We start from the raw sequence: 19,138 nt of genomic DNA, 5'->3' as shown, positions 1-19,138 counted from the left end.
CAACTCATTTGCTAATTTTGCTTAGAGAAATATTTTGATCTATTACTTCTCTCTTACTTGATTCAGTTCTTTTTTGACAGATAAAAAGCAACTGTAAAAATGAACGAAAATAAGTGCACGCCTTCTACTGCCCACAAGGGCATAGTTGAATTTGACATAATAAAAAATCCTATTAAAAAGCTCATCATTGTCAACTTCAACTTTCCCTCATTTGATTTTAGTATCATTCTAAAAGTACAATAAAAAGCAATAATAAGTGCTATCAATCCGATGTAACCTAAATCAAACAAAACCGCGACAAAAGTGTTATGTGCATATACTTCAAAGTAATTAGCCCAAGCTTCCGGACCTGCACCGAAAACTTGTTCAAAGAAAGAGAAACCTGAAAATTCGGCTAAATACATATTCCATAAATAAATACGAGATGATAGTAACCGTTTTTCTTCAACAGAAAATAGCGAGTAGTCTATTGTCATCAACTCACCGACATTAACAAATGCACCGCCGAGCTCACCAAATCTATTAATAATGCTCTCCCCAAACAATGTACTTACAATGCCAATAAAAATAATAGCTAAAGTAAACACAGTAACTTTAGTATCTTTTTTTGCACCAAAATAAAAATAAGCTAAGTAGGTGCATATTAATGGAATCATTGCCGAAATAAGTAATGTTCGGTAGTTTGCAAATATTAAACCTAATAAAAATAGAAATGGAATAAATGGTTTTACACTCTTCTTTATCATTAAAATTGCTGAGATTAAAAATCCGTTATACATTAGGATAGAAAACGCACTTTCATGTGCATAGCCTGCTATATAACTAATCGCATTTGACGTTGAATTTAAGCTTTCGGTGTCTTTCCCTTGCCCCAATAAAATTGAGAATGCTTGACTTATGAGCAGTGCCATAAATAAATAATAAAAAGGTCTTAGTGTGTTAACTAAACCAAACTGATAAAACAACTGAATAATTGCAATGGAGGTTACCACAAGCAATGACCACTTCATTAATACAACAACCCCACCGACCCATTCACTAGAATATACTGTAGATAAAACAGCTAATACCATAACGATATAATAAGGAACAATGGCTCTATAAGTTAGGTATTTTTTATTAATAAGAACAAAAACAATAAATATAGTCACCAAAGAAGAGAGTGATGTAAGTGATTGGCCAGCAAACACAGGTTGAAAAGTTATCTCATGATTTACTGAAAATATTACACGCACAAAAAATAAAGAGTAAAAGCATAAAAAAAGTTTAGAGCTTCTAACATAAGGTGCTTTTTTTAGCGCATAATAAAAAGTAATTATCATGATTACAGAGGTAATATAAGCCATTAATGAGCTCCCTCATCGACAAGGCTTACGTAGTTTTTAGCAATTTTATCCCAGTTATAATTATCTAAAAGCTTCTTATCAACTGTGATTCCACCATTTTTTAGTCTAGTAGCAATAGCTTGTATGTTACCTAGTTCGAAGTAACACGACTCAGGGAAATCTAAATCTTTATTTTGCACAATATCACTCATTAATATTGGTGCTGAGCAAGATACAGCTTCAAGAGCTGAAATAGGTAACCCTTCAGAATAAGATGGCATAACAAAGCTATTACAATGAGAGTATAACCACTTCAATTCTGAACGCGTTTTTTTTCCAACAAATAATACATTTGAATTTGCATTTTGTTTTAGCTTTCTTGCATATGAACTTTCAAAATCCGCAGCTCCAGCAATAATGAGTTTTTCATCTCCAATATGTTTGTTAAATGCTTCGATTAGATCATGAAAGCCTTTCTCAGGTACCAACCGGCCAACAGCCAGAAAAAAAGGGAAGTCAATATCATTTAACCTTGTACAGCTATCGGGTAGCGAAAAACCATTAGCCATGAAGTAATAATGATCTGCTCGTAAAGGAAAACGCGCTTTTGAGTTTGCTAATAATGTTCGAGACACAAAATAAACCTGATCAGCATACTTTAATGTGAATTTTTCACCTAATCTAAATACCGTTTTAGCTAGCTTCCCCCACTTCTGATGTTCATAATTTTGAGAGTGGTGAGTAACCACAACTTTTGGAAAAAGTAATTTTGCAAGCGGTAAAAATATTGAAGCCCCAATTCCATGTATATGGAATACATCAACCTTTTCATAAATATAACAATGAAATATTGCAAGCAAAGTATGCAAAGGTGTCTCAAGTGCCTGGAGTTTAGGGCTAAGCAGAGATTTGATTTTTAAAGTATCCGATAAAACTTTATCTTCACAGTAACCTTTTCGTCCATATACAAGTACCTTAATGTTCCTCGGTAATCGTTTATAAAGTTCTTCGCAGTGTGTTTCAACTCCGCCCATTACACCTGGAATGCCACGTAAGCCTGCAACAGCAATAACCTTATTTATAGTAGAGCTAGTCACTTATAACCTCCTCAATAACACGATTAAAGTGACTAAGGAATTGTTCATGTGAATACCTATTTTTCAAGCTTTTAACTTTTAACTCATACTTATCAATATAGCTCTGTTCATTAAACAGGTTAAAACCCTCACTGGTTGCTTGCTCATTATTTAAAGGTAACAAAACCCCGAATTTTGCGAATGTCAGATTTTCTGTGCCACTCGAAACTCTATCATCAAGTAATTCAGAAGGCCCTGATGGACAATCGCTTGAAACTACAAATTTTCCAAGAACAAGTGCTTCAGCAATTACATTAGGAAACCCTTCTGCTAAAGAAGTAGAGATAAGACCTGATGCATTTTTAATATATGGATATGGGTTTTTTATAAATCCTTTAAATATGACCTGTTCTGTTAAATTTAATTGCTTAACTAACTCTTCAAGGTTCTTCCTTTCTGGGCCATCGCCTAAAAGAACAAGCTTATTATTATAGGATGAACTTGCTAATGCATTGATTAGTAAGGAATGGTTTTTGTTTTTATAAAATCGCCCCACACAGACAACGAAACTATTTTTTTCGAATTCAACCAAAAACTCGTCTGCTTTATTCAAAAGCATTTCATGACTGTATGAATTACCTATTACATAAATTTTCTTATGCTTTAGGTTAAAAAATTCTGATAAGTCATGTTTTACACCATTCGAAACTGCTATTAAGGAGTCAGCTTTATTATAGAAGTAACGTGTAAAAGCCTTTTTGTAAAAGCCCAAAAGACCATTGCCAAAATGAGAAGATGTATTTACTCTTTCACTAATAACTACTGGAAACGGCTTTTTTCTACCGGCATAAACAGCTGCAACATTTGATCGAGTCAAAAATGAAATAACTAAATCAGGGTTTAGTTCATAAAGGGCCTTCTTTAAATTTATCATGCTCTTTATTAACGAACCTTGGCAATCTAATTGAATATGTTTTATTCCACTATCAAGAGGGTTCTCAATTGCTTCTTGATCTAAGGTTATAACGGTGACTTTGTATTGACCTTGAGTATCCAATAGATTCACTAGCCTAGCAAAAACTCTTTCAGCACCGCCTCCACCTAAACTATTAATAACTAGACAAACAACTTTTTTGCTCATTGATTGTATTCTCTATACCAATTAACAAATTGCTGCATCCCATCTTTAATATCAGTAGCAGGTTTAAAACCTATCACATTAGAAAGGCTGTCTATGTCAGCAAATGTGGCAGGCACATCACCAGCTTGCATTGGTAGATAATTTTTTTCAGCAACCTTACCTGCTGCTTGCTCAATTGCTTCAATAAATGACATCAAAGAGACAGGTACATTATTACCTATATTATGGACTCGGTAAGGTGCTTTTGCACTTGCTGGAGAGGGTTTAGCGATAGCATTATTTCGAGCTGGAATAACATCTTGTATACGAATAATACCTTCAACAATATCATCTATATACGTGAAATCGCGTTGCATTTCGCCATTATTAAAAACATTTATCTTTTTATTATTTACGATAGCATCAGTAAATAAAAAAGGTGCCATATCTGGCCGCCCCCACGGACCATAAACAGTAAAAAAACGTAAGCCCGTAGTTGGTAAATCATATAAATGACTATAACTATGTGCCATTAATTCATTTGATTTTTTAGTTGCTGCATAGAGTGAAACAGGATGATCTACAGCATCATCGACTGAAAAAGGCATTTTTTCATTCATACCATATACTGAGCTTGAAGATGCATATACCAAATGCTTCACTTTATTATGACGACACCCTTCTAAAATTGTCGCCATACCAACAAGATTAGAATCAATATAGGCCATTGGATTATCGAGTGAATATCTTACCCCGGCTTGTGCAGCTAAATGAATAACACGGTCAAATTTCTCAGTGGCAAATAGTTTAGCGATTAATTTTCTATCTGCGATATCAAGCTTAATAAATGTAAAATTTTTAAAGCCAATTAAACGATCTAAGCGCCTTTTTTTAAGCGTTGGATCATAGTAATCATTTAAATTGTCTATCCCAACAACATCATGGCCTAATGAGCACAAACGCTCTGACACAAAATTACCAATAAACCCTGCAGCACCAGTTACTAAGTACTTCATTTTACACCTCCGTAACCGATAGGCCACGGCCAATGCTATAGTAGCTTATTCCCTTTTTAACCATACGGTTTGGATCAAATAAGTTTCTTCCATCGAAAATAAGAGGCTCGCTAAGATTAGTTTTAATAAAGTCAAAGTCAGGGGCCCTAAATGCTTGCCACTCAGTGCAAATAATTAGTGCATCTGCACTACTAAGAGCGGCTTCCTTTGTTCCCATCAGCACTAAATCATTACGACTACCATAGATTCTCTGTGTTTCTTCCATAGCTTCTGGGTCATATGCTTGCACATTTGCACCTGCAGCCCAAAGTTGTTCCATAAGCACACGGCTTGGAGCTTCTCTCATATCATCTGTATTTGGCTTAAAACTTAGTCCCCATAGCGCAAAAACTCGCCCCTTTAAAGCAGAAGGATTGTTTTCTAGATCATAACGATTCGAAATATATTCAAAAAGTTTATTTTTCTGTGCAGCATTTACTGACTCAACCGCTTTCAAAATCTGCGAATTGTATCCAATCGCATCGGTTGTACGAACAAGTGCTTGTACGTCTTTAGGAAAACACGAACCACCATAACCACAACCTGGGTATATAAATTGATAGCCAATTCTGGAGTCGGAGCCAATACCGTGTCTAACATGTTCGATATCAGCACCTACTCGTTCAGCAATATTGGCCATTTCATTCATAAAGCTAATTTTAGTTGCAAGCATACAATTTGCAGCGTATTTCGTTAGTTCCGCGCTCTTAATATCCATGACAATGATTTTTTCATGGTTGCGATTAAATGGCGCGTATAACTCTCTCATTTGCTCTTCAGCAAGTGTAGAATTAGTTCCGATGATTATTCTATCTGGCCGTTTACAGTCATTTACTGCAGCCCCTTCTTTTAGGAACTCCGGATTTGATACGACAGCAAAAGATAAGTTGCTCTGTCGACCATCTAATACTTTCTGAACTTTAATCTTTACCTTTTCAGCTGTACCTACAGGTACTGTTGACTTATCAACAATAACCTTAGAGCGGGTCATATGTGTAGCAATAGTTTCAGCTACTTGCAGTACGTATTTCAAATCTGCTGAGCCATCTTCATCAGCAGGTGTACCTACAGCAATAAATTGTAAATCGCCAAATTCAACGCCAAATTTGGAGTCAGTTGTAAAAGATAAGCGCCCTTCTTGATAATTTTTTTGCACTAAAGGAGTTAGGCCTGGTTCATAAATCGGAATTATTCCATTCTTGAGATCTTCAATGCGCTTCTCATCAATATCAACACAACAAACGTTATGTCCCGCATCTGCTAATATTGTTGCTTGAACTAAGCCAACATAACCGATTCCATAAAATGTAACTTTCATTTTAATCCTTTAATTTTAGGGTTTGCCTACTATAAACCCTTGCTAAAATGTAAATAAAACCACGTTTAGCGTACCTTAATATTTAAATTCACCACGCCATTTAGTCATGTATTCTCTAAACAGTTATTAATTAAAATTTTAAATACACCTGTGGTATAATTTAGTTTTCCGAAATAATTTTAATTTCATATAGTTTAAAAACATACAAAATTATTTTTTCAGTTAACATACCTAGTGATTATAAGAACTAAAAACCTTAAAACAGATAAATTAGTGATATCACATAAATGCAAAAATCAAACTAGTAACTTTTGTAAAAACTCTTAATAAAAGCTAGTTATGACTAGATTGGATGAGAAATTGAAAGTTGAAAAACACTGATTTAGACATAGTCAGAAAAGTGAAACATTCAAATCCATATGAGTAAAACATACATCCATGCTGTACATAACTTATTATTTTCGAACATTATACATACATAATGTACCGTTTCAACATACACTGATAGATTTTAAAACAAACAAAATAAAAACTTTTAAAAAATTTTATTTTAGTAATATTAAACAAGCTACCATTCTAAAGTAAAACGTATTACACTGGTTAAGCCTCCTTAATGGTATGCTTTACGGGACAGTCTTTGCGTTATAAATTTTTATTATTTTTATTAATAGCCACCACAGCAAAAACCGAAAATTCAATCCTACACTTACATGACACTAAAGTGCTAAGTGACGCTACGAAACATTATGATAGTCAGGGGGCAACACGCATCAAACGTTGGTTAGATTTTTTAAAAAGCAATAGTTCAGAGTCTGACTGGAGAAAAATACATTTAGTCAATAACTTTATGAATAAGCATATACAGTATAAAGACGACATTAAGCATTGGGGCAAAAATGATTACTGGGCAACACCATTGGAAACCTTAGGCATGGGTGCTGGAGACTGTGAAGATTATGTGATTGCTAAATACTTTACCCTTTTATCATTAGGTATATCTGAAGATAAAATTAGGTTCATGTACGTAAGGAAAATAAATGTTAATCAACCGCATATGGTCCTAATTTATTTTGAACAACCTAACCAAATACCTTTTGTACTGGACAATTTCACTAGCAAGGTCACCACTGCTGATCAGAGGAACGATCTAACACCTATATATAGTTTTAATGGTAGTGGGCTTTGGCTAGCAAAAGCGAAGGGCCTAGGAAATCAGTTAAGGACAAGCCCTGGTGTTTCCTCTTGGGCCGCAATGATTGAAAGAATTGAAAAAGGGCAAGTTCGTCCAACCCCCTAAATATTAAAGGATTATTGATATGTCTTTAAAGATAAAAGATGGCATAAGCTTAAAAACCCAAATTTATGGTTTAATTATTATAACTTCACTCTCGTCATTTTTAATAAGCTTTTTCAATAATATAGATTCCACGCGTAACTACTTACAATCACAAATGAGTAGTCATGCCCAAGATACTGCCAATAGTTTGGGTCTATCAATATCACCTTTTATGAACTTAGATGATTATACTATTGCCAAAACAATGAGCCGTGCAATTTTCGATTCAGGTTTTTATCAGCATATCCGTTTAACAGATAGCAATGGCAATGTTATCTTTTCCCTAGAAAACTCCAAGCAGGTAGAAACGGTACCACAGTGGTTTATCAATCAATTTACCTTACAGGCCCCCTCTAAAGGTTCAGAAGTAAGTAATGGTTGGATGATTGCAGGTACCCTTGAAGTAACAACCCATACAGCTTCTTCATATAGAACCCTTTGGCAAAGTACAGTTCAGTCATTATATAATACAGTTTGGCTTGCTTTTATGTCATTGATAGTTGCTTACTTTATTTTAAAAGCAATATTTAGGCCTCTAAAGCTACTAGAAAAACAAGCCAATTTAGTTACTCTCAAGCGCTTTACTGTTACTAGAAAAATGCCTCTTGCTAGGGAATTACGAACGGTTACTCAAGCTATTAATCTCATGGTTACAAATCTACAGGCAACTTTTGATTCATTAACAAGGCAAGCTGAAGACTTAACGGAGAAGCTCTATGTTGATCCATTAACAGGTTTAGGAAATCGTAAGTATCTTGAAAGTTTTTTTAATTCAGTAGTTAGCTCAATTGCTGAAGATAAGCCGCTTAGCGCTTTAATGATCACTCTTCCATCACTTTCTAATATCAATATGTCAATTAGTTATCATGACGGTGATAAATATGTGCTTGATACTGCAGAAAAGATTAAAGATGGATTTTCCCAATTAAGTAATACAAAAATCTATAGGTTAAACGGTGGCACATTCATGATATTAGCACCGTATGATCAATACTTCTTGCAAGAAATATACACTGAACTAAATAACTACTTTAAAGAATCAAGCTTAGATATACACACAGAAGGCTATGCCAATTTTGCTGTACTGTCGGTATCAGCTACACATTCATTGAATGAGGTACTATCTTTATTAGATACGCGTTGCATTTTTAATGAAGTAAATAAGCAGGGGCAGGTTAACGAGCATTTTAGCGTTATTCAGTGGCGCAAGATAATAAATAATATTATTTCTTCTGGTGAAGTTAATTTCAAGATCCAGCCAATAAAAGCCGCTCATGATGGGCGAAAAATCGAATATTTTGAAGTACTCGCTCTTTTTGTTCACAATGACAGAACAATTAACAACTGTCATTTATTTACGATGGCCGAAACTCTCAATTTAACAATTGAATTAGATAAAAAACTTATTCGCGACTTTGTTGTAATTAAAGAGCAATACCCACAAGCGAGGTTTGCTATAAACTTAAGTCAATCATCCCTTTACTCAAGGGATTTCATTAAATGGCTTCGATTATTCTCTCAAACTAAGGCCGCACTCAAGAATAACCTCATATTTGAATTTCATGAATCTAGCTTACTTCGAAACATACACACAGCGACTTTGCATATAGATATTATTAATGAAATTGGGATAAACGTCTGTGTTGAACATTTTGGAATAAGCCTATCATCTTTAAGGTACATTCAAGGCCTTAATATAAAATACATAAAGCTTGATGGCAGCTACATTAAAGGTATTACACATAATACCCAAGCTCAGTTTTTTATTCAAACTGTCAACACAATATGTCATGGCTTTGGTATCAAGACATTAGCATCACTAATTGAAGACAAGGAAACAATGTTAACGCTTAAAAATTTAGCCTGCGATGGGTTGCAGGGTATATATATTAGCACCCCAACCTCAATTAATTCTCTTAAAAATGATATAAACAATAAACAGTTTACTTTATCTAATGGTGAGTTTATATTCAGTAATTAAGTAACATTTACATAATAAAGGGACTAAAATGAAAGTTATAACCTTAACAGGTATAATGATTGGAGCTTTATGGTTTGTACCTTCGCAAGTCATAGCTAAAGATTTACAAACTGCAACCAAACCACATGCCGATAAATTAATTAGCACTCTTCAAGATGCGCAGCCAAATAAACCAGATGATTTCACTCAAAGCTTAGTTAAAGAAATTAGCTCAATTTGTTACAGTCGTGAATGTAATTCTGGTGATGTTGACTTTATGGTTTCAACTGTTATTAATGCCATTGGTAAAGATAACCCATTAATTAGTGACTTTTTACACGCCCTGAATTTATATGGTACGGACTTTGACACTATAACTCTTTCGGCTATAACATATGGCGTAGATGCAACAGTTGCGTCAGAAGCAACTGCTGCAGGTGGTACTCCTACTCTTTTAATCCCTGACTTTTCTCTCCCTAATCGTACAACACCAAATGGCTCAGGTGGCTCAGGTGGAGACTCTGGAATTTCGGAATCAGGAATTTAATAATCTAAATTTAGAATGTGCAACGATCAATGCTGCACTCATTATATTTATCATGAGAATACATTGAATAAACTTATTTTTTATATGCTTTGCGTTCTTATTTTTCTATTACCTATTCCTTTAGGAAGTTTTAGGCCTTGGGCTATAATGACGTTAGGCTTTTTACTAACTTCTGTTTTCACCTTACACCTAGCAAATAGTTTGTTTTTTTCTAGGAGGCTTTTACCCCCAGTTTTTTCTTGGCCTATTTTTAGCTCACTTTTATGTGTTATCACATTATGCTCAATACAAACGCTGACAGTAAGTATAGATACCCAACAAACAAATCAGATGTTGATAAAAACAACTTATATGCTCATACTATGCTGGTTACTGTTTGTATACTGTGATTCAAAACAAAAAGTTAAAATACTACTTTATACCATTACTTTAACGGCATTATGTCAATCATTATATGCCAGCTTTTTAAACCTGACCCCATCAGCTATGAGCCCAGTTTTTGGTTATCAAGAAACAGGGCGAGCTTTAGGAAGTTTTTCTTACGCCAACTTCCTAGCAAATTACCTTATGTTAAGCTTATCACTTGGGATCGGCTTGTTTATTAGCCAACTCAACAATAAGCCTAAACCTTCAAATTCAAAGGTTCAGCTTTTAAGGGATTTTACCGCTGTATTGCTGAGTCCAAAAATAGCGATACGAATAGCATTGATCATTATAATTGTTGCTTTGATTCTAACGCGCAGCAGAATGGGGAACTCAGCATTTTTTATTTCATTAACCCTAATAAGCTTAATTGCAGTGTTTATCTATAAAAACAAACCACCCTCTTTTAAATATATAATCCTCAGTTTTTTTATAGTTGATGTAATAATTATAGGTGCATTATTCGATGTTGAAAGAATTAAAGAGCGCATAACCGAGACAAGCCTTCACTCTGAATCTAGAGATGAAGTTGTAAGAGATGCAATACCACTAATCTTAGATAAGCCTTTCATCGGCTCTGGCGGCGGTACTTTTTATACCGCTTTCCCTGCTTACCAGTCCGAGCCATACTCAGGTTACTATGATAATGCACATAATGACTATATCCAGTTTGCAGTCGAACTCGGTTTACCTGCTACCCTAATACTTGGGATATTAGTATTGTATTGTTTTTGGCTGTGCCTTAATACTATGAAAACTCGTAAAACATCATTATATCAAGGAACTGCTTTTGGCTGTGCTATTGCAATAACAGCAATGCTACTACACTCAACCGTTGATTACTCACTTCAGGCGGGTGCGAATTCTATGCTATTTATAATTATTCTATGCTTGACTATTTTAACAAACAAACTTCCACCACCCGTTCACTCTTACAAATAAAGAGAAGTTAGTTCTGCTCTAAATCAAACTCTGTCGTTCTGTTATCAGTATGTATTAGCTGATAACGGGCGAGTTTGCCGTTTTCAAGCTCTATTAAGCTTATTGCTGCGTCACTGACTAAATACTTTTGCCCTTCACCTTTAGTTTGATGTTTATCGACCTCCATTTGCCAACGTTTAGTAAAAAAGTTGAGAGGGCTTTTAGGGGCATATAATATTGAATCGAGCTTATCGAGAATATTAATTAGCTTACGCGGGAATTCGTTTTTAATTCCGCTGGCAGTAAGTTGCCAAATACGATTGGGGTGTTTGCCAAAACGTTTTTGCACTGAAAAACAGAATGAGTAATGAACATCACCAGACAAAATTAGTGTCTCTTTTGGGGTGTCGTCACGACGAAAGGTATCAAGTAGCTTTTTCGCGGAGCCTTCATGTGCCATCCAGTTCTCAACATCTACTAACAATGGTTGGCCACAGATATTAAACAGTGCTTGAATGGCTTCTATCGATTTAACACCAAAAACAGGCGCAGGGGAAACGATAATAACTTGCTCATGAGTTAATAAACTGTCTTCAAGCTCTGTCAGGCGCTCCCAATCTAGCAAACCTGAAGGTTCATTAAAGTTTTGTTCGTTACGCCAGCGATGGGTGCGTGTATCTAGCACCACAACTTTTGGTACGGTATTGAGTTCATAGTGCCAATGGTTAAATTCTAATAGGGTTTTATCAAACGTTTTGAACTGCCATTGCTCATCGGCTGCGAAGCTTTGCTTAAAAGGTGCTAATAAGCTGAAGCTTTTATTGCCAGCATCATTTCCAATCCCTTGAAATAACCAATAACTTATCAGGCCATTGTTGACAATACGTCGACTGACTGGGTGCTGATAAATTACTTGCTCCCAACCTGCAGTGAGGTTCCAATCATCTGTTACATCGTGATCGTCAAACATCATGTAGCTCGGAACGTTGGCAAATAACACTTGAGTGTCGTTTAATCCGGTTTTAAACGCTAGCAATGCCGCCTTTTCATTATCAAATATATCTTGGCACTTAGGTGAACTCGCCTGATAGTTGATGCTTTCAAAATCTACTAACTGCCAAACGACAGGGCTAAAGTTGAGTAAATAAAGGGCAATAAACTCTTGAAAAAAAACTAAATGATTATCGGCTTTTAAACTTGAAAAATGCGGTACGTCTTTTTTCAGCCAATACCCTACCCCTATTTTATTGCGTTGTTGCCATGGAACTTTAGGTAAATAAAGATGGCGCTGGTAAAGCTGCTGTTGTATATCTTCGGGTAACTCTATATCAAGCGGTTGTTCTTGGTATATTCCCAACACATCAATTAACCGAGTAATGGCGATTAACATAGCGCCCGCTACATCATCGGCATAAACTTGATCTCCCGATAGCAGCAAAATATCAGCCCCTATCTCATTATCACTGCGCTTTGCTTGTACAAAGTGATTAGCAGCAACCAAGCTGTCTTTTGCTGGATGGTGAGGGTTACGACATGAGCCATGTAATATGTGAGTTAACGTGCTCGGGATAGCAAATTCAGGCGTGTTTTTATTAGGGTAGCAAAATTCATTAAGCGCTATTTCATTTTCTCCATTAAAAAGCCGGTAACTTATCAATGTATCTAATGGAAATTCATGCTCGATGGGCTTTAAAATAACGTAATGTAAAAAAAGCCGCTCACCTAAACAAACAGACTCATGTTCACAATAACTATTGTATTGCTTAAGCTCTATTGTGCAGTTTAGCGGCGTTGAGGTTGCAAACTGAATGCAAACCTCATTTTTATCAGCACGGCGCACCATTGGCCCCATTAAAAGTAGAGGAAGTGGTGCTTGGCTCATAAAACGTTAACCCTGCTTTGCTAAATTAAAGAGTGAATAAAAATTAGCTGTTGTAGCTGTAGCCAATTCTTTATAGCTAATACCTTTAAGTTCACTAATGTAGTAGGCCACATCTTGCACATACGCAGGCTGATTGGTTTTACCACGGTAAGGTACTGGTGCTAAATAAGGTGAGTCGGTTTCAATAAGTAATCTATCAAGTGGGATTTGTTTAACAACGTCTTTTAGCTCTACTGCATTTTTAAAAGTCACAATGCCCGAGATAGAAATATAAAAGCCTAAATCAATGGCTTTTTTGGCCATATCCCAATCTTCTGTAAAACAATGTAATACACCACCGCATTTTTCAGCGTTATACTCGCGCATTAAATTAATCGTGTCGGCGCGGGCATCTCTGGTATGAATAATTAACGGCTTTTGTAGTTGGTTAGCCACTTCAATATGACCAACGAAGCTTTCTTGTTGAATGGTATGGGTGTCTTTTGAATAATAATAATCAAGCCCTGTTTCACCAATGGCGACGACTTTATCGTGACTTGCTAAATCAATCAGGCGTTGTTTATCAAGGGCATCTTTTTGATCAAGAGGATGTACGCCACATGAGGCCGACACATCACTGTAGTGTTGAATTTTTTCCAGCATACTTGGAAATTGATCTAAGGTAACACTCACACATAAAAAGTGTTCTACTTGCTTTGCCCGTGCACTATCAAGTACTTGGTCAAGGTTTAAATCAAGTTTATCAAAATCAAGACGGTCTAAATGGCAATGAGAATCTACAATCACAATTACTGCTTACTACATGGTATAAGTTGGATTACCAGAGTTTAACATAGTCCCTAGTAGTTTTTCGATCTTCGCATTAAGGTTAGTTTTATCATCTAAAAAACTAATGCCTATACCTGGTGGGTTAGAGCTCTGAGCGCCTTGTGGGGTGATCCACATTACTTTACCAGTGACGACATCATCTTCTAATGCATCCGGAAGAGTAACTTTTAGCGCTAATGAGTGACCCATTTCGTAGCGCATGTTAGTGCGTACAAATAAGCCGCCTGTTTTAAGATAAGGCATATAACAGCGGTAAAGTTCGTCTAAATCTTCTAAATCAACAAGTAACTCTTGCATAAAAAATCCTAATTATCCGTTACGTAGTGAATACGCCAATCGAGAGACAGCCAATGGTAAGTTAAGGCCAAGCACTTGCGTGCTATTTTGATAAAACTCAGTTAAAGCCTGTTGTGCCTGCTGATAAGCATCAAATTGCATGCCAGACACGAGTTGCTGCTTTAACTGATCACTCACAAATAAACAAAAAACGCGTATTAATTCACTATCTTTATTAATAATATCTACTAACTCACTGAAATTATGGCCTTGTTTTAAGCTAGTTGCAAATTTATACAGTTGTTCAATCGTTGTTAACTGATCTGCTTGCTGCCAAGCCTGCACCAATAAAGGTTGTTGATAAAACAAGCTAAGCCAAGGGTAGTCAATAATTTGTAATGATGCGAGCCACTGTTGAGTACTATCAGTATCAGAGACTTGTACATCAGTTCGGCTACAACGGCTTAAAATAGTGGCGGGTAATTGTGTTGCTGTGGTGGTGGTTAATAATAAAAATCGCTGTGGGCTCGGCTCTTCAAGTGTTTTTAACAAGGCATTGGCAGCCGCAGTAGTCATTTTATGGCAATCTTTAATGATCACCACTTTATTACCATTTTGTGCAGCTGAATGACTCATAAAGTCACTTACAGTGCGAATTTCATCAACCCCAATACTCTGCCCTTCAACTTGCACGTTAAATTTATCGGGATGAGTACCAGCCTGATTTAATTGGCAGCTCTTACATTGACCACATGCTTTAATATTGCTCGGTTGTTGGCACAAAAGTGCATCAGCAAGTTGCTCAACCATTGCTGTTTTACCCACACCTTGTTGGCCATTAAACAGTTGAGCGTGGTGGAATCGCCCGGTCCGTAGACTCGTACTAAGCTGTTGTTCTATTTCGCTAAGCCATGGGTAAATCATATTAATTATTACTTTGCATAAACTGTTCTAAAACCGTAATGATATCATTATGTACTTGCGCCATAGTTTGATTTGCATTCACTGTTTTAATTGAATCGTCATTATTTGCAAGGTTAAGGTATTGTGCCCGAGTACGTTCAAAAAAGCTCAGTGCTTCTTGCTCTATTCTATCAAGCTCGCCACGTCCTTTCGCACGCGCCAAACCAATTGATGGCTCAATATCTAAGTAAATAGTTAAATCAGGCTTTAAGCCTTTTAACACAATATCCGATAGTGCTTTTAAAGTCGTTTGTTCAATTTCACGTCCGCCACCTTGGTAAGCTTGTGACGATAAATCATGGCGATCACCAAGTACCCATTGACCATTATTAAGCGCAGGACGAATAACGTTATTAACTAATTGAGCACGGGCCGCATACATGATCAGCAATTCTGTTTCACTGGCAATCTGCTCTTGATGATTCGCTTTAACTAAGTCACGTAGCTGTTCAGCAAGTGGCGTACCACCTGGCTCCCTAACATTGACAAAATCAACATTATGCTGGGTCAAAAATTGCTGACAAATAGAAATAGCAGTTGATTTACCTGCTCCTTCTAGCCCTTCGATCACTATAAATTTAGCTGTCATGGTATCTCTTTTATATATTCGATTTGCTACTGAGTTAATTACTTAATTGTTTTTGATAGCGTAAGTAATCTTGCACAGCTTTATTATGTGCTTTGAGTGTTTTTGAAAACTGATGACTGCCATCCCCTTTCGCCACAAAGTACACAAAGTCAGATTCTGGCGGATTTAGCGCTGCTAAAATCGCTGCCTTCGAAGGCATTGCAATGGGTGTAGGCGGTAAGCCATTTATTTTATAGGTATTATAAGGCGTGTAGCTGGTTAAATCTTTACGCTTAATATCACCATCATAGGCAGTTCCCAAACCGTAAATTACCGTAGGATCAGTTTGTAATCGCATGTTAGAGTTAAGGCGATTAGTAAACACTGAGGCAATCATAGGTCGCTCACTAGCAAGACCCGTTTCTTTTTCTATAATTGAGGCCATAATCAACGCCTCATAAGCGCTGTTAAGCGGCAAGTCTTCAGCCCGTTGCTGCCATGCATCATCAAGTGTGCGCTGCATAATAAGGTGTGCTCGTTTAAGTAGTGAGCTCGCGCTATCACCGGCATGATAATGATACGTATCAGGGTACAACCAGCCTTCTAAGTGTTGATCAGAATCTATAATTTGCTGACTCAACTTCTCTAACTCTAGATCTTGATGTAAATTCGGTGCCTGCTCTATTGACGCAAGTACATCACGCAATGTTTGCCCTTCGATAATAGTAAAACTAAAACTAACCTGCTCACCTTGATTTATACGGCGAATATTATCCAGCACAGTGCCCGAATCAAGTTCATAGAGGCCGGCTTTCAAATCTGTGAGACTCGGATCTAGCTTTGCCACAACCTGGTATTTAAAACAGTGTTCTAACCAATTTTTTGCTTGCCACTGTTGGCAAAGCTGATTAAACCCAGTTCCTTTTTTTACCTCAAATTGAGTGTTGGCAGGAACCATTAATGTACTGGTTATGGTTGCTTGTAGTTGTTGATAACCAATTGCCGTCACCACTAACGCCAGAACTAAAATGCTGGTAATCACTTTTAACACGTAAACTCCTTGGCTGTTAAACCATTTAATACGCTTAAACTCGTCTTTATCTCAAATTTAACATTATCAATAGCAGCTACAGGAATAGCAGCCATTAAACTGTTACACACAAAGACAGCATCCATTGTTTTTAATTGTTCTACTGTCATTTGCACAAATTCAACAGGCAATTTAGCACATAACGATTGTAGGTAAACCCCTTTAATACCGCATTCATTTAACTGTGGGGTAAAAATTCGCCCAGCTTTAATAGCAAATACATTCGCTGCCGAGGTTTCTATAACATGGTTTTGATGATCAAGGACTAAAACATCATCGCATTGTTGTGATTGCATGGCGTGTTTGATCATCACTTGTTCTAATCGGTTTAATGTTTTTAAGCCGGCAAATAGCGGTTGTGCTGCTAATTTTATCGGACTCACAGCCAAGCTTAATCCAGTTAACTTGAGTTCATCATAATGAGATGGATATGCAGATAAAGACAATACGATGTTCAGTTGTGGTTGATCAGGCAGGCCATAACCTCGCCCCCCTTCACCCCGGGTGATCAGCACTTTTAGTACTGCGCACTTTTCGTTAGCAATATAAGCGCTAATAGCCGCTTCAAGCTCAATAAAGTTAATTTCAGGGAAGGCTAAACGTTTAGCACATTCCACTAAACGTGCGCGGTGTAAAGGCCATAGCTCCACCTTAGCATCGACAATTTTAGCGGTTGTGAAAAAGCCATCACCATAGTTTAAGCCACGATCACGGGTATTAACTAAACTGGCTTGAGATGTTGTAATTAGCTGTTGTTTTTGCATATAAAAAAGCCCAGTCACAACTGGGCTATTATTCTGTCTCGTTGTTTAAAAAGATTATACCTTTTTAAACAGCAACGAGCCATTAGTACCGCCAAAACCAAACGAGTTACATAATGCGTAGTCTAATTTAGCATCACGTGCGGTGTGAGGAACGTAGTCTAGGTCACAGCCTTCGTCTGGATTATCAAGGTTAATTGTTGGGCTGACTTTTTGATCTTGTAATGACAAGATTGTAATTATTGACTCAACAGAGCCCGCAGCACCTAACAAGTGACCCATCATAGATTTAGATGAACTGACCATCACATCTTTTGCTGCATCACCAAAGATTGATTTAACCGCTGAGGTTTCAGCTTTATCACCAGCGTTGGTTGAAGTACCGTGAGCATTAATGTAACCCACTTGATCAGCGTTTACGCCTGCGTCGTTTAACGCATTTTCCATCGCCAAGGCAGCACCTGCACCATCTTCAGGTGGTGAGGTCATGTGATAAGCATCACCGCTCATACCAAAACCAACTAGCTCAGAGTAAATTTTAGCGCCACGTGCTTTAGCGTGCTCGTATTCTTCCAGTACGATAACACCAGCACCATCAGCAAGCACAAAACCGTCACGGTCTTTATCCCATGGACGAGATGCCGCTTGTGGGTCGTCATTACGGGTTGAAAGTGCACGAGCCGCATTAAAGCCACCCATACCGATCGGCGTAGAAGCTTTCTCAGCACCACCGGCAACCATGGCATCTGCATCACCGTATGCAATCATACGCGCTGCATGACCAATATTATGTAGGCCAGTTGTACATGCAGTAACAATAGAAATATTAGGGCCTCGTAAGCCATGCATAATCGATAAATGACCTGAGATCATATTGATAATGGTCGACGGTACGTAAAAAGGTGATAACTTACGTGGGCCACTGTTTAATAATTTTATGTGGTTTTCTTCGATTAACGTTAAACCACCAATGCCTGAGCCAACAGCTACACCAACGCGCTGTGCGTTCTGCTCTGTGATCTCAAGGCCAGAATCTTGTAATGCTTGCACACCCGCTGCTATGCCATATTGGATAAACAAATCCATTTTTTTCGCATCTTTCGGTGACATATAGTCAGACGCATTAAAATCATTCAGCAAGCCTGCGAATTTGGTGCCAAAACTTGAAGTATCGAAATGTGTGATAGTTTGAATACCACTTTTGCCATTTAACAAGCCTTGCCAGGTTGATTCAACATCGTTACCTAGCGGTGTCAACATTCCTAAGCCAGTTACGACGACTCGACGTTTAGCCACGGGTTGCCTCCAATAAGGGAATTATTATTTTAGGTGGGGTGTGTACTAAGTTAATTAGTATCATATAACGGATAGATTAAGGGCAGCGAATGCTGCCCTTAATTTGCGATTGATTACTCAGCGTGAGCTGTAACGTAATCGATTGCAGCTTGAACTGTAGTGATCTTTTCAGCTTCTTCGTCTGGGATCTCAGTGTCAAACTCTTCTTCAAGAGCCATTACTAATTCAACAGTATCAAGTGAATCTGCGCCTAAGTCATCTACGAAAGAAGCTTCATGCTTTACTTCTTCTTCTTTAACACCTAGTTGCTCAATGATGATTTTCTTTACGCGTTCTTGGATGTCGCTCATTCTTCTTTCCTTTATTAAAAACGCCAATGCGTTATTTTCAGAT

General features: G+C 37.1%; 18 protein-coding genes. 4 read left to right on the top strand and 14 right to left on the bottom strand.

Translation table 11 applies throughout. The features are described from left to right. Positions 1-62 precede the first annotated feature (62 nt). The 5 genes from NQT69_RS00445 to NQT69_RS00425 are packed head-to-tail and all read right to left on the bottom strand — an operon-like array spanning position 63 to position 5,894. A complete protein-coding gene (locus NQT69_RS00445; protein ID WP_256825766.1) occupies positions 63-1,346 on the bottom strand; it encodes an O-antigen ligase family protein in 1,284 nt (427 codons plus the stop codon). Then, positions 1,346-2,422: a glycosyltransferase family 4 protein gene (locus NQT69_RS00440; RefSeq protein WP_256825765.1), complete on the bottom strand. Its 1,077-nt coding sequence runs from the start codon at positions 2,420-2,422 to the stop codon at positions 1,346-1,348. The genes NQT69_RS00445 and NQT69_RS00440 overlap by 1 nt, the downstream gene beginning before the upstream one ends. Further along, the gene (locus tag NQT69_RS00435) at positions 2,415-3,542 is read right to left on the bottom strand and encodes a glycosyltransferase (RefSeq protein WP_256825764.1); all 1,128 of its coding nucleotides are present in this window, start codon (positions 3,540-3,542) and stop codon (positions 2,415-2,417) included. The genes NQT69_RS00440 and NQT69_RS00435 overlap by 8 nt, the downstream gene beginning before the upstream one ends. Continuing rightward, positions 3,539-4,537: an NAD-dependent epimerase gene (locus NQT69_RS00430; RefSeq protein ID WP_256825763.1), complete on the bottom strand. Its 999-nt coding sequence runs from the start codon at positions 4,535-4,537 to the stop codon at positions 3,539-3,541. The genes NQT69_RS00435 and NQT69_RS00430 overlap by 4 nt, the downstream gene beginning before the upstream one ends. A gap of 1 nt (position 4,538) precedes the next feature. Beyond that, positions 4,539-5,894, bottom strand: a complete 1,356-nt coding sequence (locus tag NQT69_RS00425; RefSeq protein ID WP_256825762.1) for a UDP-glucose dehydrogenase family protein — start codon at positions 5,892-5,894, stop codon at positions 4,539-4,541. Between the two features lie 637 nt (positions 5,895-6,531). On the opposite strand from NQT69_RS00425, the gene NQT69_RS00420 reads away from it, so the two are divergent. The 4 genes from NQT69_RS00420 (at position 6,532) to NQT69_RS00405 (ending at position 11,102) form a co-directional block, all read left to right on the top strand. Then, entirely contained in the window at positions 6,532-7,191 is a 660-nt protein-coding gene (locus tag NQT69_RS00420) for a transglutaminase-like cysteine peptidase (protein WP_256825761.1), read from the top strand. Positions 7,192-7,210: 19 nt separating this feature from the next. After that, entirely contained in the window at positions 7,211-9,211 is a 2,001-nt protein-coding gene (locus NQT69_RS00415) for a bifunctional diguanylate cyclase/phosphodiesterase (RefSeq protein ID WP_256825760.1), read from the top strand. Positions 9,212-9,239: 28 nt separating this feature from the next. After that, on the top strand, positions 9,240-9,737 hold the full coding sequence (locus tag NQT69_RS00410) for a hypothetical protein (protein WP_256825759.1): 498 nt from the start codon (positions 9,240-9,242) through the stop codon (positions 9,735-9,737). A 63-nt stretch (positions 9,738-9,800) separates the two neighbouring features. Beyond that, positions 9,801-11,102 (top strand): O-antigen ligase family protein, encoded by a 1,302-nt coding sequence (locus NQT69_RS00405; protein ID WP_256825758.1) that lies wholly within the window; start codon positions 9,801-9,803, stop codon positions 11,100-11,102. Positions 11,103-11,109: 7 nt separating this feature from the next. Here the strand turns inward: NQT69_RS00405 and NQT69_RS00400 are convergent, their stop codons facing one another. The 9 genes from NQT69_RS00400 to acpP all read right to left on the bottom strand — a co-directional run bounded on the left by NQT69_RS00400 (position 11,110) and on the right by acpP (position 19,095). Then, positions 11,110-12,963, bottom strand: a complete 1,854-nt coding sequence (locus NQT69_RS00400) for an alkaline phosphatase D family protein (protein WP_256825757.1) — start codon at positions 12,961-12,963, stop codon at positions 11,110-11,112. A 6-nt stretch (positions 12,964-12,969) separates the two neighbouring features. Beyond that, positions 12,970-13,749 (bottom strand): TatD family hydrolase, encoded by a 780-nt coding sequence (locus NQT69_RS00395; protein WP_256825756.1) that lies wholly within the window; start codon positions 13,747-13,749, stop codon positions 12,970-12,972. 12 nt (positions 13,750-13,761) lie between these two features. Continuing rightward, the gene (locus tag NQT69_RS00390) at positions 13,762-14,088 is read right to left on the bottom strand and encodes a PilZ domain-containing protein (RefSeq protein WP_256825755.1); all 327 of its coding nucleotides are present in this window, start codon (positions 14,086-14,088) and stop codon (positions 13,762-13,764) included. Positions 14,089-14,100: 12 nt separating this feature from the next. Next, positions 14,101-14,991, bottom strand: a complete 891-nt coding sequence (gene holB, locus NQT69_RS00385) for a DNA polymerase III subunit delta' (protein ID WP_256825754.1) — start codon at positions 14,989-14,991, stop codon at positions 14,101-14,103. A gap of 1 nt (position 14,992) precedes the next feature. Next, complete coding sequence (gene tmk, locus NQT69_RS00380) at positions 14,993-15,619, bottom strand: dTMP kinase (RefSeq protein ID WP_256825753.1); 627 nt, start codon at positions 15,617-15,619, stop codon at positions 14,993-14,995. A gap of 34 nt (positions 15,620-15,653) precedes the next feature. Continuing rightward, positions 15,654-16,649, bottom strand: coding sequence for an endolytic transglycosylase MltG (gene mltG / locus NQT69_RS00375; protein WP_256825752.1), 996 nt, complete (start codon positions 16,647-16,649; stop codon positions 15,654-15,656). After that, the gene (gene pabC, locus NQT69_RS00370; RefSeq protein ID WP_256825751.1) at positions 16,643-17,452 is read right to left on the bottom strand and encodes an aminodeoxychorismate lyase; all 810 of its coding nucleotides are present in this window, start codon (positions 17,450-17,452) and stop codon (positions 16,643-16,645) included. The genes mltG and pabC overlap by 7 nt, the downstream gene beginning before the upstream one ends. Before the next feature lie 54 nt (positions 17,453-17,506). After that, positions 17,507-18,745: a beta-ketoacyl-ACP synthase II gene (gene fabF / locus NQT69_RS00365; RefSeq protein ID WP_256825750.1), complete on the bottom strand. Its 1,239-nt coding sequence runs from the start codon at positions 18,743-18,745 to the stop codon at positions 17,507-17,509. Between the two features lie 113 nt (positions 18,746-18,858). After that, positions 18,859-19,095 carry an acyl carrier protein gene (gene acpP / locus NQT69_RS00360; protein ID WP_016707440.1) on the bottom strand — a complete coding sequence of 79 codons (237 nt, stop codon included), beginning with the start codon at positions 19,093-19,095 and terminating at the stop codon, positions 18,859-18,861. Positions 19,096-19,138: the final 43 nt, after the last annotated feature.

Origin of the sequence: Pseudoalteromonas shioyasakiensis (assembly GCF_024518675.1) — a bacterium.
GTDB lineage: Bacteria > Pseudomonadota > Gammaproteobacteria > Enterobacterales > Alteromonadaceae > Pseudoalteromonas > Pseudoalteromonas shioyasakiensis_B.
The sequence above is the reverse complement of the archived record's forward strand: the minus strand, read 5'-3'. Positions and strand labels throughout refer to the sequence as shown.